The sequence below is a fragment of the Streptomyces fodineus genome (assembly GCF_001735805.1).
Lineage (GTDB): Bacteria > Actinomycetota > Actinomycetes > Streptomycetales > Streptomycetaceae > Streptomyces > Streptomyces fodineus.
Genome location: NZ_CP017248.1, coordinates 1114070 through 1137431 on the forward strand (window position 1 = coordinate 1114070; position 23362 = coordinate 1137431).

Annotated in this window: 23 protein-coding genes and 2 pseudogenes; 15 read left to right on the forward strand and 10 right to left on the reverse strand. The window is 73.0% G+C overall.

Annotation, left to right across the window (positions count from 1 at the left end):
- The first annotated feature begins 34 nt into the window (after positions 1–34).
- Positions 35–427 carry a thioredoxin gene (trxA, locus tag BFF78_RS04630; protein ID WP_069777082.1) on the forward strand — a complete coding sequence of 131 codons (393 nt, stop codon included), beginning with the start codon at positions 35–37 and terminating at the stop codon, positions 425–427.
- Between the two features lie 25 nt (positions 428–452).
- Here the strand turns inward: trxA and BFF78_RS04635 are convergent, their stop codons facing one another.
- The gene (locus BFF78_RS04635; protein WP_069777083.1) at positions 453–1889 is read right to left on the reverse strand and encodes an aldehyde dehydrogenase family protein; all 1437 of its coding nucleotides are present in this window, start codon (positions 1887–1889) and stop codon (positions 453–455) included.
- 167 nt (positions 1890–2056) lie between these two features.
- Complete coding sequence (locus BFF78_RS04640) at positions 2057–3058, reverse strand: LacI family DNA-binding transcriptional regulator (protein ID WP_069777084.1); 1002 nt, start codon at positions 3056–3058, stop codon at positions 2057–2059.
- A gap of 149 nt (positions 3059–3207) precedes the next feature.
- On the opposite strand from BFF78_RS04640, the gene BFF78_RS04645 reads away from it, so the two are divergent.
- Together BFF78_RS04645 and BFF78_RS04650 are read left to right on the forward strand one after the other, a co-directional pair.
- Complete coding sequence (locus tag BFF78_RS04645) at positions 3208–3870, forward strand: TetR/AcrR family transcriptional regulator (protein ID WP_069777085.1); 663 nt, start codon at positions 3208–3210, stop codon at positions 3868–3870.
- A 17-nt stretch (positions 3871–3887) separates the two neighbouring features.
- The gene (locus BFF78_RS04650) at positions 3888–5039 is read left to right on the forward strand and encodes an FAD-dependent oxidoreductase (RefSeq protein ID WP_069777086.1); all 1152 of its coding nucleotides are present in this window, start codon (positions 3888–3890) and stop codon (positions 5037–5039) included.
- A 17-nt stretch (positions 5040–5056) separates the two neighbouring features.
- Here the strand turns inward: BFF78_RS04650 and BFF78_RS04655 are convergent, their stop codons facing one another.
- The gene (locus BFF78_RS04655; protein ID WP_193433411.1) at positions 5057–5737 is read right to left on the reverse strand and encodes a TetR/AcrR family transcriptional regulator; all 681 of its coding nucleotides are present in this window, start codon (positions 5735–5737) and stop codon (positions 5057–5059) included.
- Positions 5738–5837: 100 nt separating this feature from the next.
- Here BFF78_RS04655 and BFF78_RS04660 point away from each other — a divergent pair, with 100 nt between their 5' ends.
- Positions 5838–6401 (forward strand): NADPH-dependent FMN reductase, encoded by a 564-nt coding sequence (locus tag BFF78_RS04660; RefSeq protein WP_069777087.1) that lies wholly within the window; start codon positions 5838–5840, stop codon positions 6399–6401.
- A 101-nt stretch (positions 6402–6502) separates the two neighbouring features.
- On the opposite strand, the gene BFF78_RS04665 is transcribed toward BFF78_RS04660, so the two are convergent.
- The gene (locus BFF78_RS04665; RefSeq protein WP_069777088.1) at positions 6503–7480 is read right to left on the reverse strand and encodes an ArsR/SmtB family transcription factor; all 978 of its coding nucleotides are present in this window, start codon (positions 7478–7480) and stop codon (positions 6503–6505) included.
- A gap of 56 nt (positions 7481–7536) precedes the next feature.
- Here BFF78_RS04665 and BFF78_RS04670 point away from each other — a divergent pair.
- Positions 7537–8436 (forward strand): annotated as a pseudogene (locus BFF78_RS04670) (MFS transporter); the annotation flags it as partial.
- Between the two features lie 306 nt (positions 8437–8742).
- On the opposite strand, the gene BFF78_RS42625 reads toward BFF78_RS04670, so the two are convergent.
- Entirely contained in the window at positions 8743–9201 is a 459-nt protein-coding gene (locus BFF78_RS42625; protein ID WP_079161142.1) for an Lrp/AsnC family transcriptional regulator, read from the reverse strand.
- Between the two features lie 165 nt (positions 9202–9366).
- On the opposite strand from BFF78_RS42625, the pseudogene BFF78_RS50020 reads away from it, so the two are divergent.
- From BFF78_RS50020 to BFF78_RS04685, 4 genes and pseudogenes are all read left to right on the forward strand, one after another.
- A pseudogene (locus tag BFF78_RS50020) lies at positions 9367–9939 on the forward strand (Glu/Leu/Phe/Val dehydrogenase dimerization domain-containing protein); the annotation flags it as partial.
- A 100-nt stretch (positions 9940–10039) separates the two neighbouring features.
- Positions 10040–10366, forward strand: a complete 327-nt coding sequence (locus BFF78_RS47870) for a Rossmann-fold NAD(P)-binding domain-containing protein (RefSeq protein WP_227026200.1) — start codon at positions 10040–10042, stop codon at positions 10364–10366.
- A 331-nt stretch (positions 10367–10697) separates the two neighbouring features.
- Positions 10698–10976 (forward strand): hypothetical protein, encoded by a 279-nt coding sequence (locus BFF78_RS47875; RefSeq protein ID WP_227025708.1) that lies wholly within the window; start codon positions 10698–10700, stop codon positions 10974–10976.
- Positions 10977–11092: 116 nt separating this feature from the next.
- Complete coding sequence (locus BFF78_RS04685; protein WP_069777089.1) at positions 11093–12514, forward strand: amidase; 1422 nt, start codon at positions 11093–11095, stop codon at positions 12512–12514.
- A gap of 166 nt (positions 12515–12680) precedes the next feature.
- On the opposite strand, the gene BFF78_RS04690 is transcribed toward BFF78_RS04685, so the two are convergent.
- Entirely contained in the window at positions 12681–12920 is a 240-nt protein-coding gene (locus tag BFF78_RS04690; RefSeq protein ID WP_079161143.1) for a hypothetical protein, read from the reverse strand.
- A gap of 10 nt (positions 12921–12930) precedes the next feature.
- On the opposite strand from BFF78_RS04690, the gene BFF78_RS04695 reads away from it, so the two are divergent.
- Positions 12931–13257 (forward strand): hypothetical protein, encoded by a 327-nt coding sequence (locus BFF78_RS04695; protein ID WP_069777090.1) that lies wholly within the window; start codon positions 12931–12933, stop codon positions 13255–13257.
- A gap of 9 nt (positions 13258–13266) precedes the next feature.
- Complete coding sequence (locus BFF78_RS04700) at positions 13267–13713, forward strand: type II toxin-antitoxin system PemK/MazF family toxin (RefSeq protein WP_069777091.1); 447 nt, start codon at positions 13267–13269, stop codon at positions 13711–13713.
- Here BFF78_RS04700 and BFF78_RS04705 read toward each other — a convergent pair.
- Positions 13698–14558 (reverse strand): TIGR02452 family protein, encoded by an 861-nt coding sequence (locus BFF78_RS04705; RefSeq protein WP_069783384.1) that lies wholly within the window; start codon positions 14556–14558, stop codon positions 13698–13700. The genes BFF78_RS04700 and BFF78_RS04705 overlap by 16 nt on opposite strands.
- A gap of 278 nt (positions 14559–14836) precedes the next feature.
- Between BFF78_RS04705 and egtA the strand changes: the two genes are divergently transcribed.
- From egtA to egtD, 4 genes are read left to right on the forward strand one after another with little or no spacing between them, the layout of a single operon-like run.
- The gene (gene egtA, locus BFF78_RS04710; RefSeq protein ID WP_069777092.1) at positions 14837–16171 is read left to right on the forward strand and encodes an ergothioneine biosynthesis glutamate--cysteine ligase EgtA; all 1335 of its coding nucleotides are present in this window, start codon (positions 14837–14839) and stop codon (positions 16169–16171) included.
- Complete coding sequence (gene egtB, locus BFF78_RS04715) at positions 16168–17505, forward strand: ergothioneine biosynthesis protein EgtB (protein ID WP_069777093.1); 1338 nt, start codon at positions 16168–16170, stop codon at positions 17503–17505. Before egtA ends, egtB begins: the two co-directional genes overlap by 4 nt.
- On the forward strand, positions 17505–18284 hold the full coding sequence (gene egtC / locus BFF78_RS04720; protein WP_069777094.1) for an ergothioneine biosynthesis protein EgtC: 780 nt from the start codon (positions 17505–17507) through the stop codon (positions 18282–18284). Before egtB ends, egtC begins: the two co-directional genes overlap by 1 nt.
- Positions 18281–19240, forward strand: a complete 960-nt coding sequence (egtD, locus tag BFF78_RS04725; protein WP_069777095.1) for an L-histidine N(alpha)-methyltransferase — start codon at positions 18281–18283, stop codon at positions 19238–19240. Before egtC ends, egtD begins: the two co-directional genes overlap by 4 nt.
- 65 nt (positions 19241–19305) lie before the next feature.
- On the opposite strand, the gene fumC is transcribed toward egtD, so the two are convergent.
- The 3 genes from fumC to BFF78_RS04745 all read right to left on the reverse strand — a co-directional run bounded on the left by fumC (position 19306) and on the right by BFF78_RS04745 (position 23348).
- Positions 19306–20787 carry a class II fumarate hydratase gene (fumC, locus tag BFF78_RS04730; protein ID WP_069777096.1) on the reverse strand — a complete coding sequence of 494 codons (1482 nt, stop codon included), beginning with the start codon at positions 20785–20787 and terminating at the stop codon, positions 19306–19308.
- Positions 20784–22457 carry an NAD-dependent malic enzyme gene (locus BFF78_RS04735; protein WP_069777097.1) on the reverse strand — a complete coding sequence of 558 codons (1674 nt, stop codon included), beginning with the start codon at positions 22455–22457 and terminating at the stop codon, positions 20784–20786. The genes fumC and BFF78_RS04735 overlap by 4 nt, the downstream gene beginning before the upstream one ends.
- Before the next feature lie 687 nt (positions 22458–23144).
- A complete protein-coding gene (locus BFF78_RS04745; RefSeq protein ID WP_069777099.1) occupies positions 23145–23348 on the reverse strand; it encodes a hypothetical protein in 204 nt (67 codons plus the stop codon).
- Positions 23349–23362 lie beyond the last annotated feature (14 nt).

A 23362-nucleotide genomic window follows, 5' to 3' on the forward strand; every position in this document is an offset into this window, starting at 1 on the left:
GGCACACCCCACACCAGGAAGAGGGACTCACGCCATGAGCAGCACCGTGGAGCTGACCAAGGACAACTTCGATCAGACGGTCACCGACAACGACTTCGTTCTGATCGATTTCTGGGCTGCCTGGTGCGGGCCGTGCCGCCAGTTCGCACCCGTGTACGAGAAGGCCGCCGTGGACAACCCGGACCTGGTCTTCGGCAAGGTGGACACCGAGGCCCAGCCGGAGCTGGCCGCGGCCTTCGGCATCCAGTCGATCCCGACGCTGATGATCGTCCGCGACAAGGTCGCCGTCTACGCCCAGCCGGGCGCCCTGCCCGAGCCCGCGCTGACCGACATCATCGGCCGGGCCCGGGACCTGGACATGGACGAGGTCCGCAGGAGCATCGCGGCCCAGGAGGCCCAGCAGGCCCAGGAGGGCACCGCCCAGTAGTCCCTGGAAGCGGTACGGCTGGTCCCTAGAAGGGGTACGGCGCCACGTCGCCGCGTACGGTCGTCCAGCGCAGCTCGGTGAAGGCGTCCAGGTTGGCCTCGCCGCCGAAGCGGGCGCCGGTGCCGGACGCGGCGACGCCGCCGAACGGGGCCACGGCCTCGTCGTTCACCGTCTGGTCGTTGATGTGCACGATGCCGGTCGGGATCCGCTCGGCGAGGTCGAGGGCCCGGGCGGTGTCCCTGGTGACGATGCCCAGGGAGAGGCCGTACGGGCCGTCCGCGGCGAGCGCCGCCGCCTCGCCGGCGGTGGCGAAGGAGCGGACCGGCGCGACCGGGCCGAAGACCTCCTCGGTGTAGGCCGGCGTGTCGTCGCCCGCGCCGGCGAGCACGGTCGGCCGGTAGAAGAGCTGTTCGTGGGTGCCGCCCGCGGCGAGTTTCGCGCCGCGGGCGGTGCTGGTGCGCACCAGGCCGTCGATCTTGGCGAGCTGTCCCGCGTCGATGACCGGGCCGAGGTGGACCTGCTCGCGGTGGGGGTCGCCGACGGTGAGCGAGTCGGCCTTGGCGGCGAGGCGTTGGACGTACTCGTCGTAGAGCGAGGCGTGGACGAGGTGGCGTCCGGTCGTCATGCAGATCTGGCCCTGGTGGAAGAACGAGCCCCAGGCCGCCGTGGAGATCACGGCGTCGAGGTCGGCGTCCTCCAGCACGATCATGGCCGAGTTTCCGCCGAGTTCGAGGTGGGCCCGCTTGAGCCGGCGGCCGGCCGCCTCCCCGACGGCGCGGCCCGCCGCGGTGGAACCGGTGAAGGAGATGACGGGCACGAGGGGGTCCTCGACCAGCGCCCGGCCCGTCTCCGCGCCGCCGGGCAGCACGTGCAGCAGATCCTCCGGCAGGCCGGCCGCCGCGAAGACGGCGGCGAGGGCGAGGCCGCCGCAGACGGCGGTGCGCGGATCCGGCTTCAGGACCACCGCGTTGCCGAGCGCGAGGGCGGGCGCGACGGAGCGGATGGACAGGATGAGCGGCGCGTTGAACGGGGCGATCACACCCACCACGCCGACCGGGACCCGCCGGGTGTACGACAGCCGGGGCGCCTCGCTGGGCAGCACCTGGCCGGTCGGGCGGGAGGCGAGGGCGGCGGCCTCGTAGCACTCCTGGGCGGCCACATGGAGCTCGAAGTCCGCCTTGCCGGGGATGGATCCGGACTCGCGGACCAGCCAGTCACGCAGTTCACCGGCCTGCTCGGTGAACAAGTCCCCTGCCCTGCGCAGCACTTGGGCCCGCTGGAAGTGCGGTGCACGGGCCCAGGCGGCCTGGGCGGTGCGGGCGGCCCGCGCGGCGCGGCCGGTGTCCTCGGGGCCGGCGAGGGTGACGGTGCCGAGCGCCTCCCCGGTCGCGGGCTCGGTGACGGTGTGGACGGGACCGGTCAGGCCGCGGTCCTGCCAGGTCTTCGGGTCGAGCAGCGGCATACGGCTCTCCGATCGGTCGCCGGGCGCGGTACGGAACGCTTCCCTCGACGCTACTTGTTGAGCGCGAAACTACATCGCGATGACGCCGCTCCGGAACCCCGCCACCGCCACCAGGTGTACCCCCGCTCGCGTCGAGTGCCCTCCGGCATGCACCCCGGCGTCCGCCGTCAGGTGGACTCGCGCCGCACCACCGAGGCCCCGAGGACCCTGTGCACCTCCGGCTCGCCGCCGGGGTCGCGCACCGCGCGGTCGACCAGTTCGGCGAGGTCGCGGCCCGAGGGCAGTTCCACGTGGACGGTGCTGAGGCGGGGCCGCAGCAGCCGGCCGAGCATCAGGTCGTCGGCACCGATCACGGCCACGTCCTCGGGGATGCGCAGACCCTCGTCCTGCAAGGCGCGCATCAGCAGCATCGCGTACTCGTCGTTGTAGGCGAACACCGCGTCCAGGGCCAACTCCCGCCATTTCGCGGCGAGTCGGGCGGCGGATTCCTCGGTGTAGGCGAGCGGCAGCTCCGTCACGGCGGCGTCCGTGCCGTGCAGCGCCTGGCGTACACCGGTGAGCCGGGGCCGGGAGTAGGCCTCCAGGCCGGACTCCTCGGGCACCACGACACCGATCCGGCGCCGGCCCCGGCCGTGCAGATGGGCGCCCGCGCACTGGCCGACGGCGGCGTGGTCCATCAGCAGGGCGTGCGCGCCGTCGACGCGTTCGGGGCCGAGGGTGACCACGGCCCGGGCCCCGGAGCGCTTGAGGACCCTGACGCCCTGCGTCCCGAGTTCCGCGCCGGGCACCAGGACGGCGACCGGCCGCAACTCCGCCCAGGCGCGGGCGGCTTCGTCGCCCTGGAGGCCTACGGTGCCGTACTGGACGACGGTGTAGTCCAGGCGGCCGAGCGCCCACTGCAGCTCGTTGAGGAACCCGCTGTACAGCGGGCCCACGGGGATCGCCGGGGCGGGCATGAGGACCATGCGGCTGTGTCCGGCGCGCAGACTGCGGGCGGCGGCATGGGGGACGTATCCCAGTTCCCGCGCGGCCTCGTGCACGCGCCGGCGCGTCGGTTCGCTTATCCGCACGGCGCTGGTGTTGTTGAGGACATAGGACACGGTCGCGCGCGAGACGCCGGCCAGGCGGGCGACGTCGGCACTCGTGGGCGTGTTCGGTATCTGCACCATGACAGACCGCATCTTGGCAGAGGGGGCGGGGCCGGGAAGAGGCGGGGCGGTGTGGTTCACCGTTCGACGAAACCGCGTGCGCCAAGCCTTTCCATGAACGCGTTCGTGACGAACTTGTTCGCGACGAACATGTTCGTTACCGTGGACACATGACCGCTTCTCCCCGCTCCCGTCGTGAACGCCCCGCCAAGCCCGCCCTGACCCGGGAGGGCATCGTCACCGCCGCCGTCGCGATCCTGCGCGCGGAAGGGCTGCGCAAGGTGACCATGCGGCGCCTCGCGCAGGAACTCGACACCGGTCCGGCCTCGCTGTACGTCTACGTCCGCAACACCGACGAACTGCACGCGGCCGTCCTGGACGAGCTGCTGGGCACGATCGCCCCGGCCCCGGCCGAGGGCGGCTGGCGGGAGCGGCTGGAGCGGGTGCTCACCGCCTACACCGCGATGCTCCTGGAGCATCCGAGCCTCGCCCGCTCGGCGCTGACCGCGCGGCCCAGCGGCCCGCACTATCTGCGCCTCATCGAGACCCTGCTGGACCTGCTCCAGTCGGGCGGGGTGCCGCGCGCCCAGGCGGCGTGGGGCGTCGACCTGCTGCTGCAGCATGCCACCGCGACCGCCGCCGAGCACGCCGGGGAGGAGTCCCCCGACGAGTGGCAGGCGCTGGCCAGCGCTCTGCGCGAGGCGCCGGCCGCCACCCACCCGCACATCGCCCAGAGCGCCGAGGCGCTGCTCTCCGGCACCCCCGAGGCCCGCGTGTCGTGGGCCTTCCAGACCCTGATCAACGGCATCGAGCACACCGCCGTACCCGACTGACCCCTCCGGAGGCACCCATGACCACCAGCCTTCCCCACCACGAGACAGCCGTCGTCGGCGCGGGCCTCGGCGGGCTCGCGCTCGCCCGCGTCCTGCACGTGCACGGCATCCAGGCCGCCGTCTTCGACCTCGACCGCGCACCGGCCGCCCGGGTCCAGGGCGGCATGCTCGACATCCACGACGACTCCGGCCAGGAGGCGCTGCGGGCCGCCGGGCTGCACGAGGAGTTCCTGACGTACGTCCATCCCGGCGGCCAGGCCATGCGGGTCCTGGACCGGCACGCCACCGTCCGGCTAGCCGAGGACGACGACGGCTTGGGCGGCCGGCCCGAGATCGACCGCGGCGACCTGCGCGAACTGCTGCTCGGCTCGCTGCCCGAGGGCACGGTCCGCTGGGGTGCCAAGGTCACCGGCGCCCGCCCGCTGGGCGACGGCCGGCACGAGGTGAGCCTCGCCGACGGCACCGCGTTCACCACGGATCTGCTGGTCGGCGCGGACGGCGCCTGGTCCCGGATCCGCCCGCTGCTCACCTCCGCCCAACCCGCGTACACGGGTGTGTCGTTCGTCGAGGCGGATCTGACGGAGGCCGACCGTCGGCATCCGGCGAGCGCGGCGGTCGTCGGCGGCGGGATGCTCTTCGCGCTGGGCGCGGGCCGGGGGTTCCTCGCGCACCGCGAGACCGACGGCAGTCTGCATGTGTACGCGGCCGTCGAGGCGCCGGAGGACTGGCTGGACGGCATCGACTTCGGCGACACCGAGGCGGCGAAGGAGGCCGTACTGAAGGAGTTCGGCGGCTGGGACGAGAGCCTGCGGGCCCTGGTCGCCGACGCGGACGGCGCGCTGGTGCCCCGGCGGATCCACGCCCTGCCGGTCGGCCACCGCTGGGACCGGGTTCCCGGGGTCACGCTGCTCGGGGACGCGGCCCATCTGATGTCGCCGTTCGCGGGCGAGGGCGCGAATCTGGCGCTGCTCGACGGCGCCGAACTGGGCCTCGCGCTGGCCGCGCACCCCGGGGACACCGAGGCGGCGCTGGCCGCCTACGAGGAGCGGATGTTCCGGCGTGCGCAGGTGTCGGCGGCGGAGTCGGCGGAGAACGGCGCGGTGCTGTTCCGGGGGGACGCGCCGCAGGGGCTGCTGGACATGTTCGCGGGCGGCAACCAGCCGGGCTGAGGCCGGCCGAACGGCGTTCAGTGCGGCGGGCGGGTTCCGGTCACGCGGGCGACCAGGTCGATCCAGCCGGCCTCCAGCCGCTGCATGGGCATCCCGCACCGCCGGGTCTGGTAGTGGATGACGGCGGGGTCGAGCGAGGCGAGCAGGGTCTGGGAGAGCAGTTCGCAGTCGGCGCCCGGCACGATCTGCCGCAGCAGCATCGTGACGTGCGTCCGCAGCGCGCCGACCGCCGGGTGGGAGAGCCTGCGGGTGGGTTCCGTCTGGGCGGCCAGCAGCAGGTCGAGCTGCTCGGCATAGCGGTACAGCACCGCGACGCCGAACGCGCGCAGGCGTTCCAGGGGCGGCGCTCCGGGACCCAGCGGCGGGGGCCCGCCCAGGAAGTCGGCCTGCAGCTTGCGGTCGGAGTGGTCGAGCAGGGCCATCAGCAGCCCCGTGCGGTCGCCGAAGCGGCGGAAGACGGTCCCCTTGCCCACCTGGGCCGCGGCCGCCACCGCCTCCATGGTGACGCCGGCCACCCCGTGCTGCGCGATCAGCCGGGCGGCGGCCTCCAGCAGGCGGGCCCGGTTGCGTGCCGCGTCGGCGCGCAGGCAGGGCTCCTCGGCCGCCGTGCCGACCTCGAGCAACTGGGGCACGTCGATGGGCTCTGGAGGCGGCGGGAAGGACGGCAGGGCGCGGGACATGAAGACAGCGTAAGGCATCGGGAAGAAAACTGGACCGCGGTCCGGTTAGGGTGATAGAAAAACTAAGCGGACCTTGGTCCGGATCGTAACGGCGACGTTTCAGCCTCTTGGAGTTCCCATGTCTGTTCGCATTCTCGCGCTTGTCGGCAGCCTTCGCGCCGGTTCGCACAACCGCCAGCTCGCCGAAGCCGCCGTCAAGCTCGCTCCCGAGGGCGCGGAGGTCGTGCTGTTCGAGGGCCTGGCCGAGATCCCCTTCTACAACGAGGACATCGACGTCGAGGGCGGCGTCCCGGCCACGGCCGTGAAGCTGCGCGAGGCCGCGCAGGCCGCCGACGCGTTCCTGCTGTTCTCCCCCGAGTACAACGGCACCATCCCGGCCGTCCTGAAGAACGCCATCGACTGGCTGTCCCGCCCGTACGGCGCCGGCGCCTTCGGTGGCAAGCCCGTCGCCGTGATCGGCACCGCCTTCGGCCAGTACGGCGGGGTGTGGGCGCAGGACGAGGCCCGCAAGGCCGTGGGCATCGCCGGTGGCAAGGTGATCGAGGACATCAAGCTGTCCATCCCCGGCTCGATGTCCCGCTTCGCCGAGACCCACCCGGTCGACGACACCGAGGTCGCCGCCCAGCTCACCGAGGTCGTCGCCCGTCTGCACGGCAACGTGGGCGAGACCGCGGCCGCCTGAGCCGCACACACCGATAAGGGGCCGGATCCGTCCGGCCCCTTATCCGTCCGGTCCCTTCTTCGCGGGGTCCGCGCGCACTCGTCCTCCCCCTGTCACGGCCGTCACCCCGACACCAGCCGCTCCCCCAGCGCACTGCGCCGGTACAGCACCCGCCGGCCGTCCCGGGCGCGGGTCACCAGACCCGTGGCGTCCAATACCCGCAGGTGCTGGGAGACCGCGCTCGGGGTCACGCCCAGCCGGCGGGCGAGTTCCACCGTGGGCAGGGGCTCCGCGAGCAGCCGCAGGAGGGTGGTGCGGGGTGCGCCGAGCAGGGCGGTGAGCGCGGAGGCGCCGGGCGCGGGTTCCGGTTCCCACAGGGTCGCCGTGCCCCGGCCCGGGTAGGCGAGCATCGGCGGCGCGTCGGCGCTGATCGGGGGCGCCGGCTTGTGCGCGAACACCGAGGGGACCAGCCGCAGCCCCCGCCCGGCGCCGTCGACGGCGTGCCGGCCGATCATCTTGTCGACACTCAGCACACCGTCCCGCCAGCCGAGGTTCGGGTGCAGACCGGAGAACAGCGACCGGGCGCCGCCGGTGGCCAGCTGTCCCGCGCGGTGGGTGATGTCGGACTCCAGGACGAGCCGGATCCGCGGCCAGTACGGCAGCAGTGCCGTCTGCCAGTAGCGGCGCAGCAACGAGCAGAGGGCGTCGAGGAGTTCGAGGACGGGGCCGTCGCCGGGCGCGGTGGCCGGGTGCAGCGCGGCGGGCAGCGGGCGCGGGGCGTGCGCGGCGCGCAGGTCCAGTCGTACGACGTCCGGGGGCGTGGCCCGTACGGCGGTCAGCTCCTCGTCCAGGGTGGGGGCGTACGCGGTGGGCCGGGGCGTCAGGAAGTCGGGCAGGGCGAGGGTCGGGCCGACCAGGGCCGACAGCAGGGGCCGGTCGGCGGGGGCGAGGGCGTCGAGCACAGTGTGGCGCCAGCCGCGGTGCAGGGGGTGCAGGGCGGGGGCGCGCAGCACGCGCAGGCTCTCCATCAGCTGGCTGAGCGGGGAGATCGCGAACCGGGTGTCGGCGAGGTCGTCGACCCCGAGCCGGAAGCTGATCATTTAGCCCCCGTCTACATCGTTCGCCAACTGTCCGCCCATGGCGTGGACTTCGGCACATGACGGATCACCACACCGGGCAGCGTACCCCCCGGCTCGTTCCGCTGCTGGCGCTCGCCTGCGGGGTCGCGGTCGGCAATGTGTACTTCCCGCAGGCCGTCGTCCCGCTCGCGGCGGCGGGCCTCGGCGTCTGCTCCGGCACGGCGGCCGGGGTCGTGACCGCGACCCAGGTCGGCTATGCGGCGGGCATCTTCCTGCTGGTCCCGCTCGGCGACCGGCTGCCACCGCGCCCGCTGCTGGTCACCCTGCTCACCGTGACCGCCCTCGGTCTGTGCGCCGCGGCCGCCGCGCCCGCGCTGGGGCCGCTGCTCGCGGCGAGCGTGCTGGTCGGCGCGGCCACGGTGATCGCCCCGCTGGCCGGACCGCTGGCGGCCGGACTGGTGCCGCCGGAGCGGCGGGGCGCGGTCGGCGGGACCCTGCTGAGCGGGTCCCTCGCGGGCATGCTGCTCTCCCGCACGGCCGGCGGCGCCCTCGGCGACCGGCTGGGCTGGCGGGCGCCGTACGTCCTGGCGGCCCTGCTCACCCTCGCGGTCGCACTGCTCCTGGCCCGCGCGCTCCCGCCCACGGCCCCGCCGTCCCGGCAGCGCTACCCGCGCCTGGCGGCCGAGCCCGTCCGCCTGTTCTTCCGTGAACCGGCCCTGCGCCGCTCCTGCTTCTACCAGGCGACGGTGTTCGCCGGTTTCTCCGCGGTGTGGACCGGGATGGCGTTGTTGCTGACGGGCCCGGCGTACCGGCTCGGCGCGGACGCGGTCGGGCTGCTCGCGCTGGTCAACGCGGTGACCATGCTGGTCACACCGGTCGCGGGCCGGGTGGTGGACCGGCGCGGTGCCTACGCGGTGAACCTGGTCTGCTTCCTCCTGGTCCTCGCGTCCGCGGCGGTGCTCTCCTTCGGCGGCCTCGGCGGCACCCCCGGTCTGCTGTCCCTGGTGGCGGGCACGCTGCTGCTGGACGTCGGCATGCAGTCCGGCATGGTCGCCAACCAGGTGCGTATCTACGCCCTCGCCGCGGACGTCCGCAGCCGCCTCAACACCGCCTACATGACCTGCGCCTACCTCGGCGGCAGCCTCGGTTCCTGGCTCGGCGCCCGCACCTACGCGTGGTACGGCTGGCCCGGCGTGTGCGCTCTGCTCGCGCTGCTGACCGGGCCGGCCCTGGTACGGCACCTGGGCGCACGGACCGGTGGGCGGACGCCGGCTGATGCCGGATCAGGAGGGAAGGTGCGCCGGGGTGGTGTTGCTGACCTGCTGGAAGATCATCGAGGTGCGGAAACCGGTGATCTCGGCGCGCTTGCTGAGGCGGTCGACAAGGAAGGCGTGCAGCCGGTCGAGATCCTGTACGGCGACATGGAGCAGGAAGTCGTCGCCGCCGGAGAGCACGAAGACGTGGAGGACTTCCGGCAGCGAGCTCGCGAAGGCCTTGAAGGTGTCGATCACCGTGCGGTTGAGCGGTCGTACCTGGACCGAGACGAGCGCCTGGGCGCCGCGGTTGAGGGCGGCGGGGTCGATGTCGGCGTGGTAGCCGCGGATCACTCCGCGCCGGGTGAGTGACCGGACCCGTTCGAGACAGGTCGAGGGTGCCACACCGAGTTTCCGGGCGAGTTCACGGTTGGATTGCCGCGCATCCGACTGCAGAAGCCGCACGATCTCCGAATCAAGTTCGTCCATGGCCGCAGACGGTACCTCTCTTTCAACCGTTCGTTCGGCACAGCTCCTGAACGCGGTTCATTTGCACAAGAGTTGCGTCGTATCCCGCACGAACGGAAGGAGGTCGGGCCCGTGCTCGATCACGAACAGGTTGTCGTCCGAGTGGGTCACCGGTCCGGGCTGCCGGTGATCCTCGCCGTTCACTCCACCGCGCTCGGCCCGGCGGCCGGCGGACTGCGGCTCTGGCACTACCCGGACTGGCGTGACGGTCTCACCGACGCGCTGCGTCTGTCGGCGGGCATGACCCTGAAGATGGCGGTCGCCGGGCTGCCGTGCGGCGGCGGGAAGACGGTGGTCGCGCTGCCGGAAGGCACACGCCTCGGCGCGGAGCGACGGCGTGCCGTGCTCCAGGACGTCGCCGACGTCATCGGCTCCCTGGACGGGGCGTACGCGACCGGCCCGGACGTCGGAACCGGGCCTGCCGACATGGCGGTCATCGCCGAGACCACCCCGCATGTGTTCTGCCGGCCGGCCGAACTCGGCGGAAGCGGGGACTCCTCCCCGCACACCGCGCTGGGTGCGCTCGCCGCGCTGCGGGCCGTGGGCCGGCGGCTGCCCGGCACACCCGCCCTGGCCGGCCGCCGCCTCGCCCTGATCGGCCTGGGCCGGGTCGGCGAGCACCTCGCCCGGCTGCTCGCGGCCGAGGGAGCCGAGTTGACGGTCACCGACATCGACCCCGGCAGGCGCGCGACGGCCGACGCGCTGGGCGCGGCATGGCGCGACCCGGAGGAGCTCCTCACCGAGGATGTCGACATCGTCGTCCCCGGCGGCTCTCGGATCGCTGCTCACCGGGGAGTCGGTGGCGCGCCTGCGCTGCAAGGCCGTGGCCGGTCCGGCCAACAACCAGCTCGCCGCCCCGGACGTCGCCGAACTGATGTACCGTCACGGCATCGTCTGGGTGCCCGACTACGTCGTCGGCGCGGGCGGAGTCGTGGGGGCCGTCAGCGCCGAACTCCACCACGCCGGGCCCGAAGAGGCACGCGCACGGGTCCTCGCCATCGAGCAGACCGTCGGGGAGCTGCTCGACACCGCGGAACGCGACGGTGTGACTCCCGCGAGGGCCGCCGAGGAGAGGGCCCGGCGGCGTCTGCACGCCTGCGCGCGTCAGCCCCTCCCTCAGCTCTAGGAGACCGCGGATCTCATGACCGGTGCCATCGACCACTACGAGCGGCTGCTCGCCGAGCACTACACCTGGATGCTCGGCGGTGACATCACCGCCGTGGCGGACGGCCAGGCGCGCCTCCTGGGCGAGCTCGGCGTCCGCCCGGGCGCTGCCGGGACGCTCGCGGCCGACCTCGGCTGCGGACCGGGACCGCAGAGCCTGGCGCTCGCCTCGCTCGGCTTCTCGACCGTCCTCGCCGTCGACACCAGCGAACCCCTTCTCGCCGAGCTCACCGAACTCGGCCTGGTGCCTCGCCACTCGGGGCCAACTGGTCCTAGGCCACCGGGAGCTGACGGTGCCTCGCACGGGCACCGACCGGTTCCTTCCGGTACGCGCCACCGACGACCGGATCATGACCTGCGTCCTGGAGTACGTGGACGAGCAGACCGTCATGGTCCACGATCTCATCCACACCCGCACCGGCGGGACATGGGAACTCCGGGTCAGCGCCTACCCGAAGCCGCGCATCGGCCCGGCGTGGCTCGTCGAACGCTGCGCCGGCCTGGGGCTGCGGGTCCGGCACAGCGCCGAGGGACCGCGCGGCCTGCACATCATCGTCGCGGTCAAGCAGTGAGCCGGACCCGGGGGTTGGCCGCCGCGGACATCCCCGCGAAACCCCTGTGACCGCCCGGGTTCTGACGTTACCGTTCGGTAGACATCGTTCCCGGAGCCTCCCGGAGGTGCTGACCCATGACGCACGACCGTACCGCCGGCCTCAGGGAGACGCGGCGTGCGCTCGCCGCCGGGGAGGTGTCCTCGCGTGCCCTGGTGGAGCGGGCGCTGGCCCGGATCGAAGCCACGCAGGGGACGCTGAACGCCTTCCGGATCGTACGGACCGAGGCCGCGCTCGCCGAAGCGGACGCCGCCGACCGGGAGTTGGCCACCGGGGAGCGGCGTCCGCTGCTCGGGGTGCCGGTGGCGGTGAAGGACGACATGGACGTGGCCGGCGAGCCGACCGCGTTCGGCTGTGCGGGCGTGTTCCCGCCGGTCACCGAGGACGGGGAGGCGGTACGGCGGCTGCGGGCGGCCGGTGCCGTGATCGTCGGCAAGACCAACACGTGCGAGCTGGGACAGTGGCCGTTCACCGAAGGAGCGGCGTTCGGGGACACCCGCAATCCGTGGCACACCGGGCACACGCCCGGGGGTTCGTCCGGGGGCTCGGCCGCCGCCGTCGCCGCCGGGCTCGTCCCCGCCGCGCTCGGCTCCGACGGCGCCGGCTCGGTGCGCATCCCGGCCGCGTGGACCGGACTGATCGGCATCAAGCCGCAGCGCGGCCGTATCTCCACCTGGCCGCGCGGCGAGTCCTTCCAGGGCATCACGGTCAACGGCACCCTCGCCCGGACGGTCGCCGACGCGGCCCTGCTGCTGGACGCGGCGAGCGGCAACCACGACCGGGACCCGCACCGGCCGCCCGCGCTGACCGTGGCGGACGCGGTCGGCCGCGACCCGGGCCGGCTGCGCATCGCGCTGTCCCTGAAGCCGCCGTTCACCGCCGTACCGGCCCGGCTGGACCCGGAGATCCGCGCCCGGGTCGTCGAACTCGCCGGGAGGCTCGCCGCGTTGGGGCACGACGTCGAGGAGGCCGATCCACCGTACGGGCAGATCGGGCTGACCTTCGTGCCACGCGCCACCGCCGGGATCGCCGAGCACGTCCGCGAGGCCCCCGACCGGGCGCTGCTCGATCCACGCACCCGGGACGCGGCCCGGCTCGGCCGGCTGCTCGGCGGGGCCCCGCTGTGGGCGGCCCGGCGCGCGGAGGGGGTGCTGCACCGGCGGATCGGCGGGTTCTTCGCACGTCACGACGTGATCCTCGCCCCTACGACGGCCGCTCCCCCGCCCCGGATCGGCGCCCTGTACGGGCTGCGCGGGCTGGCCACGGACCGCGCGATGATCGCCGCCTGCCCCTACGCCTGGCCGTGGAACGTGCTGGGCTGGCCCGGTGTGAACGTGCCCGCCGGGTTCGTCGGCGACGGCCTGCCGGTGGGCGCCCAGCTCCTCGGGCCCGCCCACAGCGAACCCCTGCTGGTGTCCCTCGCCGCCCAGCTGGAGGCGGAGCTGCACTGGCACGAACGGTGGCCACCGGAGCCGGCGCCGACGACGCGGGCCGCCTGATGGGAGATCGTCCGGGCGGGGGCGGCAGCCTTGGGCACCGTGGACACCATGGTGCTGCTCAGCGGCGCTGATGCGTGCGCGTGCCTTCGGTCTCCTACCGCGTGTCAACTGCCGGGCGACGGCCCTACGTGATCGGTCCGCCCGGGCCCTCGTACCCGTGCTGACGTCACACCGCGAGGAGGCCGATGCCGAGGGCGATCAGGGCGACGACCTTGAGGAGTTCCAGCGCCACGTACCAGAAGTGGACGCGGGAGCGGGGCAGTTCCTCTCCCGCGAGGACCCGGTCGGACCGGCGGTTGAGGATCGGCCGGACGACGGCCAGCTGGGCGAGGAGCAGCACCGCGACGGCCGCGGTCGGCGCCGTGATCCCGGCCGGGGCACCGCCCACGGCGATCGCGGCGATCACGACGACGATCGTGTCCGGCGACGGCCTGCTCGGCAGGGGGCCCACCGAGGTGCCCGAGCGGCTCACCGAGGGCGCCCTGGCCTGGCTGCCGCACGACGCGCAGCGCAGCATCACCGCCGGTGCGGACGGACTGACCTGTGCGACCGTGCATCGACGCCGTCCGGGCACGCGGATCGGCCCGCGCACCGGCAGCCGACCTGACGCGCACCGGCGGCTGACCGGCCACGCCCCGACGGCCTCGGCGCCGGCACGTCGGCCGGCCACGAGTGCCGGGGCACCCCACCCGAACAACCCGCGGACCCCGGGCGCCCATTGCGCCCCGAGGGCGGCCCACTAGGGTGCCCCCGTGACCACGTTTACCGATGAGAACGTCCCGGGCCGCTACGGCCCCCACGCGACCACCGAGGCCGACCCGCGCGAGGTCGGCCGGGTGCGCACCGAGTACTCCCCGGCCCACGACGGCGACCCGGACCCCGGCGAGATCGTATGGACCTGGGTGCCGTTCGAGGAGAACGACGGCCGGGGCAAGGACCGCCCGGTGCTGGTCGTCGCCCGCGAGGCGGCCGGCACGTTTCTCGCCGTCCAGCTGTCCAGCAAGCGGCACGACGGCAACCGGGAGTGGGTCGCCATCGGCAGCGGGCCGTGGGACCGGTCGGGCCGGGACTCCTGGGTGGACGTGGACCGCGTCCTCAGGCTGCACGAGGAGGGCATGCGCCGCGAGGCGTGCGCGCTGGACCGGATGCGGTTCAACCTGGTCCGGCAGCGGCTGCACGAGCGCTACGGCTGGACCTGACCGCCGTACGGCGCCTCGGTGCGGGACTCCGGGAACACCCGTGCGAACGCCTCCCGCACCACGGTTCCCGGCGTCCGGTCCAGCACCCCGAACACCACGTGCGCGAAGGTGCCGGCGAACCGGCCGCCGGGGCCGAGCAGCGCCCGGAACGCGCCCGCGACCTGCGCCGGGTCGTTCTGGAACACACCGCATCCCCAGGCGCCGAGCACCAGCCGGCGGTAGCCGTGGGCCGCGGCCGTCTCCAGCACCCGCTCGGCCCGGACCGCGAGGGCGCCCGGCAGCCCGGCGGCGCGCTCCGGTTCCGTACGCCGTACGACGCCCGCGTTGGGGGCGGCCGCGGTCAAAAAGCCCGCGAGGTACGGCTCGGTCAGCAGGCGGCCCCGGTCGTCACGGAAGACGGGGACGGCCGGTGAGTGGATCACCCGGTCCGAGTAGAAGGCGTCGCGGTGGGCGCGGTGGTGGTCGTAGAACTCCCGGGCCCGAAGCAGGCAGGCGTACAGCGCGGAGGCGCGGCACAGGGCCTCCTCCTGGGCCTGCGCGCCGTTGAGATAGCCGCCGCCCGGGTTGCGCGCCGAGGCGAAGTTCAGGACGGCGACCGGGGCACCGGTCAGCCGACGGGCGGCCTCCAGGCTGCTCTCCCCGGTGACCTCGAAGACCGTGTCGGCGGCCGGTCCGGAAAGCCCTTGCGGGACGGAGACCGGCTCCGGTCCGAACATCCGCGTACCGTCCCGCGCGGCCTCGATCTCCGCCGCGACGCAGACCTCACATCCGTCCGGCGCGCGGTAGCGGCCCGCCGCCACGATCGCTTCCGTCTCCGCGGCGATCCCGCGCAGGCGCGCGCTCACGGCGCCACCCCCGTGGGCGCCGAGTCCGCGGCCCGCGCGGTCTCCCCCGTCGTGCTCATACACGCATCCTGGGTGATGCTGGTGATGCCGTGCAACGGAGTTTCCCGTCCCCGCAACGATCCGGAGAACGCGTACGGAAACGGAGATGACCGAACCGGAACGTCCCACGGGGCACTCTTGTGCGAATCGGCTCGAGGGTCTTGGGTGGAACGCATGTCTGCCCGGCCCGGCGATCGAAACGGGCCAATGGCATGGTGGAATCTCAGGAGGATCCCGACATGTCCGATACACAAAGTGACGGTGGCGACTGTACGGATCACCGCACCGCCGTCACCGAAGCCGAGGTGGAGGCCCTGGTCCGGGGCATCTGCTTCAAGACCGGGCCGCCCCGCGCGCTCGGTGCCGAACTGGAGTGGCTCATCCATGAGCTGCGTGCGCCGCAGCTCCCCGTGACACCCGAACGACTGGAAGCGGCCTACGCCGCGCTGCGGGCCTTGCCGCTGCGCTCGCCGCTCACCGTGGAGCCCGGCGGCCAGCTGGAGCTGAGCTCGCCGCCCGCCGCCTCCCTGATGGAGTGCATCGGCACCGTCTCCGCCGACCTGGACACCGTCCGCGCCGTCCTCGCCGAGGACGGTCTCGGTCTGGTCGGCGTCGGCCACGACCCCTGGCACACTCCTCGCAGGTTCCTGCACCAGCCGCGCTACGACGCGATGGAGGCCTGCCTGGACCGCACCGGTCCGGCCGGCCGCCACATGATGTGCACCTCCGCATCCGTGCAGGTCTGCGTCGACGCCGGCCATGAGGAGCCCGGCCCCCTCGGCCATGCGCGCCGCTGGTGGCTGGCCCACCAGCTCGGGCCGGTCCTGGTGGCCGCGTTCGCCAACTCCCCGCTGATCGGCGGCGAGCCCACGGGCTGGCGGTCCACCCGGCAGCTGCTGTGGCTGGAGATAGGCGCCGACCGCGCGGGCGCTCCCCCGCTGGACGCCGAGCCACGGACCGCCTGGGCCCGGCATGTGCTGGACTCGCCGGTGATGTGTGTACGCCGGGACAGCGGGCCCTGGGACGTGCCCGAGGGGCTCACCTTCCGGGAGTGGACCCGGTCCCGGTCGCCCCGGCCGCCCACCCGGGCGGATCTGGAGTATCACCTGACCACCCTGTTCCCGCCGGTCCGGCCGCGCGGCCACCTGGAGTTGCGGATGATCGACGCGCAGCCCGGTGACGACGGCTGGATCGTGCCGCTCGCGGTGACGGCGGCGCTGTTCGACGACCCGGAGGCGGCCGAGACGGCGTACCGGAGCGTGAAACCCCTCGCGGAACGGGCCCTGAACCTGCCCGCCCCGCACAACCCGTTGTGGACCGACGCGGCCCGGCAGGGTCTCGCCGACCCGGAGCTGCGCGAGGCCGCCGCCATGTGTTTCGCGGCGGCGCTCCGGGCCCTGCCCCGGCTCGGCGCGACCGCCGAGGTGATCGGGGCGGTGGCCGCGTACCGGGACCGCTATGTCGCCCGGGGCCGCTGCCCGGCCGACGATCTGCTGGACCGGCTGGGCGGCACGGAGCCGTCCTCGTCCCGGCCCGGCCGCACCGCCCACGGGAGGAAGGACATCCGTACATGACCGCCCCTGAGACCGGCACCGCGACGACCGAGGCGGACGCCGAGACGCTGCGCGAGCGTGTGCTCGCCTCGCTGACCACCGCCCGCGAGCGCACCACGCTGCTGACCACGTGCGTCGAGGAACCGGACCTCACCGCCCAGCACTCGCCGCTGATGTCCCCGCTGGTGTGGGACCTCGCGCACATCGGCAACCAGGAGGAGCTGTGGCTGCTGCGGGCGGTCGGCGGCCGGGACGCCATGCGACCTGAGATCGACAGCCTGTACGACGCCTTCGAACACCCACGGGCCGAGCGGCCCTCGCTGCCGCTGCTGGCGCCCGCCGAGGCCCGCCGCTACGCGGCCGAGGTACGCGGCCGGGTCATGGACCTGCTGGCGGGCGCGGACTTCCACGGCACCCGGCTGACCGAGGCCGGGTTCGCCTTCGGGATGATCGCCCAGCACGAACAGCAGCACGACGAGACGATGCTGATCACCCATCAGCTGAGAGAGGGCCCGCAGGCCCTGGCCGCCCCGGACCCGAAGCCGGCTCCGCTGTTCACCGGTCCGGCCGAAGTCCTCGTCCCCGGCGGCCCGTTCACCATGGGCACCTCGGCCGAGCCGTGGGCGCTGGACAACGAACGCCCCGCGCACGCCCGGGAGGTGGCGCCCTTCTGGATCGACACGACCCCGGTGACGAACGCGGCGTACCAGGCATTCATCGAGGACGGCGGCTACGACACCGAGCGCTGGTGGACCCCGGAGGGCTGGACGCACATCAAGCGGCACTCGATCACCGCCCCGCTGTTCTGGCGCCGGGACGGCGACCACTGGCTGCGGCGCCACTTCGGGGTGACCGAGGCGGTCCCGGCGGACGAGCCGGTGCTGCACGTGTGCTGGTACGAGGCCGACGCCTACGCCCGCTGGGCCGGGCGCCGGCTGCCCACCGAGACGGAGTGGGAGAAGGCCGCCCGGCACGACCCGGCCACCGGCCGCTCCATGCGCTACCCGTGGGGCGACGCGGACCCGGATCCGGAACACGCGAACCTGGGCCAGCGGCACCTCAGGCCCGCACCCGCCGGTAGCTATCCCGCGGGTGAATCTCCCCTGGGGGTACGGCAGTTGATCGGTGACGTATGGGAGTGGACGGCGAGCGACTTCCTGCCGTACCCGGGTTTCCAGGCCTTCCCGTACAAGGAGTACTCGGAGGTGTTCTTCGGCTCCGACCACAAGGTGCTGCGCGGCGGTTCGTTCGCCGTGGACCCGGTGGCCTGCCGGGGTACGTTCCGCAACTGGGACTATCCGATCCGGCGGCAGATCTTCTCCGGGTTCCGCACCGCCCGTTCGGAGGCGGTCTGATGTGCCGTCACCTCGCCTACCTGGGGCCCGAGGTACCGCTCGGCCGGATCCTGGCGGAGCCCCCGCACAGTCTGCTGCGCCAGTCGTGGGCGCCCCGCCGGCAGCGCTACGGGACCGTCAACGCCGACGGTTTCGGGGTCGGCTGGTACGCCCCCGACGACCCCGTGCCGGCGCGCTACCGGCGGGCCGGGCCGATCTGGGCGGACCTCTCCTTCGCCGACATGGCCCGGGTGGTGCGCTCCGGCGCGGTCCTGGCCGCCGTACGGGACGCGACGCTCGCGGGGGCCGACGCCGAGGCCGCCGCGGCGCCCTTCGCGTCGGGGCGCTGGCTGTTCAGCCACAACGGCGCCCTCGCGGGCTGGCCCGACTCGGTGGCCCCGCTGGTGTCCGCGCTGCCCCCGGTCGAGCTGCTGTCGCTGCAGGCCCGTACCGACTCGGCGTTCGTCTGGGCGCTGGTGCTGCACCGGCTGCGCGGCGGCGACGAACTCGACCAGGCCCTCGGCGAGACGGTTCGTCAGCTGGCCGGGGCGGCCCCGGCCTCCCGGCTCAACCTGCTGCTGACGGACGGCGCGACCATCGCCGCCACCGCCTGGGGCGACACCCTCTGGTACCGCACGGAGCCCGGCCGGAGCACGGTCGTCGCCTCCGAGCCGTACGACGACGACCCGCTCTGGCAGGAGGTCCCCGACCACACCGTGCTCACCGCGAGCCGCGCCGGCGTGCTGCTCGCACCGCTTGAGGAACCGGCGTCCGCACCATCGAAGGAGCCCTGTACGTGAGCCCCTTGCTTGTCACCCGCACCCTCCCCGAGGACGCGACGGACGCCGCGCTGCGCGCCGACGTCCTGAGCGGCCTCACCGCCCGCCCCAAGTGGCTGCCGCCCAAGTGGTTCTACGACGCGCGCGGCAGCGAGTTGTTCGAGCAGATCACCGAACTGCCCGAGTACTACCCCACCCGCGCCGAGCGGGAGATCCTCGCCACCCGGTCCGGCGAGATCGCCGCGGCCAGCGGTGCCCGCACGCTGGTCGAACTCGGCTCGGGCTCCTCGGAGAAGACCCGCTTTCTCCTGGACGCGCTCGCGCCCTCGGCGTACGTTCCGGTCGACGTCAGCGAGACCGCCCTCACCCAGGCCGGGAAGGCGCTCGTCGAGGACCGCCCGGACCTCGAAGTCCACGCGCTGATCGCCGACTTCACCGCCCCGCTCACCCTGCCCGCCACGCCCGGGCCCCGGCTGCTGGCCTTCCTCGGCGGCACGATCGGGAACCTGCTGCCGGACGAGCGCGCGAAGTTCCTGGCCTCCGTGCGCTCCCTGCTCGCGCCGGGCGACGGACTGCTGCTCGGCACGGACCTGGTCAAGGACGAGGGAGTGCTGGTCCGGGCCTACGACGACGCGGCCGGTGTGACGGCCGCGTTCAACAAGAACGTGCTGGCCGTCGTCGACCGCGAGCTGGGTGCCGACTTCGATCCCGGCGCCTTCGACCATGTGGCCCTCTGGAACGCCGAGCACGAGTGGATCGAGATGCGGCTGCGCTCCCGGGTCGCACAGACCGTGAAGGTGCCCGCGCTGGACCTCGCCGTGGACTTCGCGGCGGGCGAGGAGCTGCGCACCGAGGTGTCGGCGAAGTTCCGCAAGGAGGGCGTGACCGGCGAACTGGCGTCCGCCGGGCTCGAATTGACCCACTGGTGGACGGACGGGCAGGACCGCTTCGCGCTGTCGCTGAGCGTGGTGCGCTGAGTGTGGGGGCCGTCTGCCGGTGCGCCGCGCCTGCGGCCACGGGCAGGCGGCTCCCGCCGTGTGTGCTATGCCTGACCGACCATGGCGGCGGGCCGGACGATGCGGTCGAAGTCCTCGGCGCTGATGTAACCGGAAGCCAGTGCGGCGGAGCGCAGGGTGGTGTCCTCGTTGTCGGCCTTGTGGGCGATCGCGGAGGCCTTGTCGTAACCGATCACGGGAGAGAGGGCCGTGACCAGCATCAGGGACCGGTCGACGTAACTGTCGATCTGGTCGCGGTTGAGCTCGGTGCCCTCGATGCAGTACTCGCGCATCTTGGTGCAGGCGTCGGCGAGGATGCCGGCCGCGTGCAGGAAGTTGTTGATGATGACCGGGCGCATGGCGTTGAGTTCGAAGTTGCCCTGTGTACCGGCGAAGGCGATGGCCTCGTCCTCGGACAGCACCTGGATGCAGACCATGACCATCGCCTCGCACTGGGTCGGGTTGACCTTGCCCGGCATGATCGAGGAACCGGGCTCGTTCGCCGGGAGGATGAGTTCGTCGAGGCCGCAGCGGGGGCCGGAGGCCAGCCAGCGGATGTCGTTGGCGATCTTCATCAGCGGCACGGCCAGCGCCCGCAGCCCGGCGGAGGCGCCGGCCATGGCGTCCAGACCGCCCTGGGCGGCGAACTTGTTCCGCGCGGTGGTGAACGGGTAACCGGTCGCGTCCGCGATGTCGGCTGCCACCTGCTCGCCGAATCCGGGCGGGGCGTTGAGACCCGTGCCCACCGCGGTGCCGCCCATCGCCAGCTCGTACAGGCCCTCGGCGGCGCTGGTGGCCCGGCCGATGGCTTGTCGCAACTGGTGGGCGTAGCCGGACCATTCCTGCCCCACGGTGAGCGGGACGGCGTCCTCCAGGTGCGTGCGGCCGATCTTCACAACGTCGTGCCACTGCCGTGCCTTGGTCTCGATGGCATGCTGCAGCGCCTGCACACTGGGCAGCAGGTGTTCGTGGATCTCCTTGACCGCGGCGATGTGCATGGCGGTGGGGAAGGTGTCGTTGGACGACTGTCCCATGTTGACGTGGTCGTTGGGGTGGACCGGGGACTTGCTGCCCAGCTCTCCGCCGGCCAGTTGGATGGCGCGGTTGCTGATCACCTCGTTGGTGTTCATGTTGGACTGCGTACCGGACCCGGTCTGCCACACGTACAGCGGGAAGTGATCGTCCAGGTCGCCCGCGATGACTTCGCCGGCCACCCGCTGGATCAGGTCGGCCTGCCAGGCCGGGAGCCGCCCGGCGCGCCCGTTGACGGCGGCGGCGGCCTTCTTGACGTAGCCGTAGGCGTGGTAGACCGCCTTGGGCATCCGGTCGTCCCCGATGGAGAAGTGGATCAGGGACCGTTGTGTCTGGGCACCCCAGTAGCGGTCCGCGGGGACGTCGATGGCTCCCATGGAGTCGGTCTCCCGCCGGGTGCCGGTCGCGTGCAGGCCGATGGGGATGTCGAGGATCTTCGGGCCTTCGTCCCGCCCGGCCGACCCGGCGCGGTCGGCGGCGGAGTGTCGCCTGTTCATGCTGCTGCCCCGTCGGTGTACACCGGCTGCCACATGGCCTGGCGGACAGCCTCTTCGATGTCGACCGGTTTGGAGGTGGCCACGCCGTCGTCGAGAGCCGCCTCGACCACCGCGGTCGCTGTGATCGCGGACGACTCCCGCAGGTCGTCCACGGGCGGTAGCAGGGAGGCGCCCGGCCCCGACGGGTCGACCTGGTCGGCGACCGCCCGTGCGGCCGCGAGCAGCATGCCGGCGGTCACCTGGGAGGCACCGGAGACGATCGTGCCCAGGCCCAGGCCCGGGTACAGCAGCGCGTTGTTGGCCTGCCCGATCCGGTAGGTCAGACCGTCGTATTCGACGGGCTCGACGGGGATGCCGGTCGCGACGAGCGCCTTGCCTCTGGACCAGGCGATGACGTCGGCGGGCATGGCCTCGATCCGGGAGGTGGGATTGGAGATCGGGAAGATGATCGGCCGCTCGGTACCCTCGGACATGGCCTCGACGACCTCACGCGTGAACGCGCCGTGCGCGGTGGAGGTGCCCAGCAGGATGGTCGGCTCGACCCTGCGCACCGTTTCCAGCAGTGAGACCTGACCATCGCGCCGCTCCCAGTCCGCGACCTCGGCCGGATCACGCGCGTAGGTCTGCTGGAAATCGCGCAGGCCGGTCATGTCCCCGATGAGCAGCCCCTGTTTGTCGACGAGCCACACCTGTGCGGCGGCGTGCTCCGCATCCGCGCCGTCGCGGATCATCGTGTCGCGCAGTTGGTCGGCGATGCCCACGCCGGCGGTCCCGGCGCCGAAGACGACCAGTTTCTGGTCACGCATCCGCACACCGCTGACCTTCACGGCGGACAGGGCCGCGGCCAGTGTGATGGCTCCGGTGCCCTGCATGTCGTCGTTGAAGATCCGGTAGCGGCCGCCGTACTGCTCCAGGATCCGCCGTGCGTTGCTGGGGCCGAAGTCCTCGAAGTGCAGGAGGGCGTCGGGGAACGCGGAGGACGCCGTCTCCAGGTACTTCTCGATGAACGCGTCGTAGTCGGCGCCACGGACGCGGGGATGCCGGTTGCCCAGGTACAGCGGGTCCTCCTGCAGCGACGCGCGGTCCGTACCCACGTCCAGCGACACGGGCACGACACGGCGCGGGTCGATGCCCGCGGCCGCGGTGTAGACCGCGAGCTTCCCGACCGATATCTGGATCCCGTTCACACCCCAGTCCCCGATGCCCAGGATCTCCTCCGCATCGGTGCACACGATCAGGTCGACGTCCTCGGGCCCGAGTTGAAGCGTGGCGAAGGCCTTCTCCATGTCATCGGGCCGGTCGACGGACAGGAAGATGCCGCGCGGGCGTCGGTACTCGTGGGAGTACTTTTCGATCGCTTCGCCCACGGTGGGGTCGTAGACGATCGGCAGCAGTTCGGCGAGGTGCTCGGTGAGTACCTTGAAGTACAGGGTTTCGTTGCGGTCGTGCAGCTGTTCCAGGTACACGTTCTTGGCGAGGTCGCTGCTCTGAGCCTGCATCTGCTGGTAGGCCCGTTGTGCCTGCCGGTCGAGCGTGAGCACTCCGGAGGGCAGGCGCCCGGTGAGGCCGAGGGCTTCCCGTTCCTCAGGTGTGAAGGCCACGCCGCGGTTACGCAGTGGATCGACGAGGACGCCGGGGATGGCCGGGGTCCGCGCGTGGCTGTCGGTCATGACGTTCTCCCTCTGTGCGAAAGCCGAGTCGGCTCTGCCCGGGGTGACTGCGCGGACGCTCTCCATGCGGGAGTGCGATCTTGATCGGAAGCTGCGACGGTCGGACGGACCCCGGGGCCCGGCGGAAGACGGATTATGGAGGTCTGAAGCCGGCGTCCCCATGGGACGGTCGCTCGCCGACGCGCGCGGCCCGGCGGGCCCGCCCCACAACATCGATGCGGACCTCATCGGTGCCAGAGTATGAATCCAGGCTAACGACCCGCCGACGGGGTGCGCGACTCCGCTCATCGACCCGTCGGACGACCCCCGCCGCCGCGTCGTCGTGGTGGTCCATCGCGGACGCGACATCGAGTACGCGGTCCGCGGTCGCCTCGGCGTCCAGCCCGCCGCGCAGGGCCTCGGCGGCCGGCCCGTCCCGCCCGCTCCAGTCCGGCGTCGGGCTACGGGCCCGGGCCCTCGACGACGCCGGCGGCGACCATCGCCGGCGCGCTGTCGCGCTCCAGCACAAATCTCTCCCCGCCGTAGTCGGTGCCCGGCACTGCTCTCCCCCCACCGGGCCACCCACCCGGCAGCCGCGTACCTCGTGGCCTCGGGCATCTGCGATCTCCAGCGCCACCGCGCCGTCAGGCATGACGAAGGCGTCGCAAGGTCTCCGCCGGGTCGAGGGGAAAGATCGGCACGGCGAGGTCATGACCGTACCGTGGGCACGGTGCCCTCCTGAGGCGGGTGGCGGACGCGTTCCTCCCGATGCGGAAGGTACTGCGCCTTGCCGGTGCGGATGACCTCGGAGAGAGCGCTCAGCGCACCGGCGGAACCGTGCACGGCGCCGGCCCGCCGCAGCGGGATCCCGCCGTCGGAGGAGACGCGCAGTCGCCCTTCGTCGACCGACACCGGCAAGACACCGG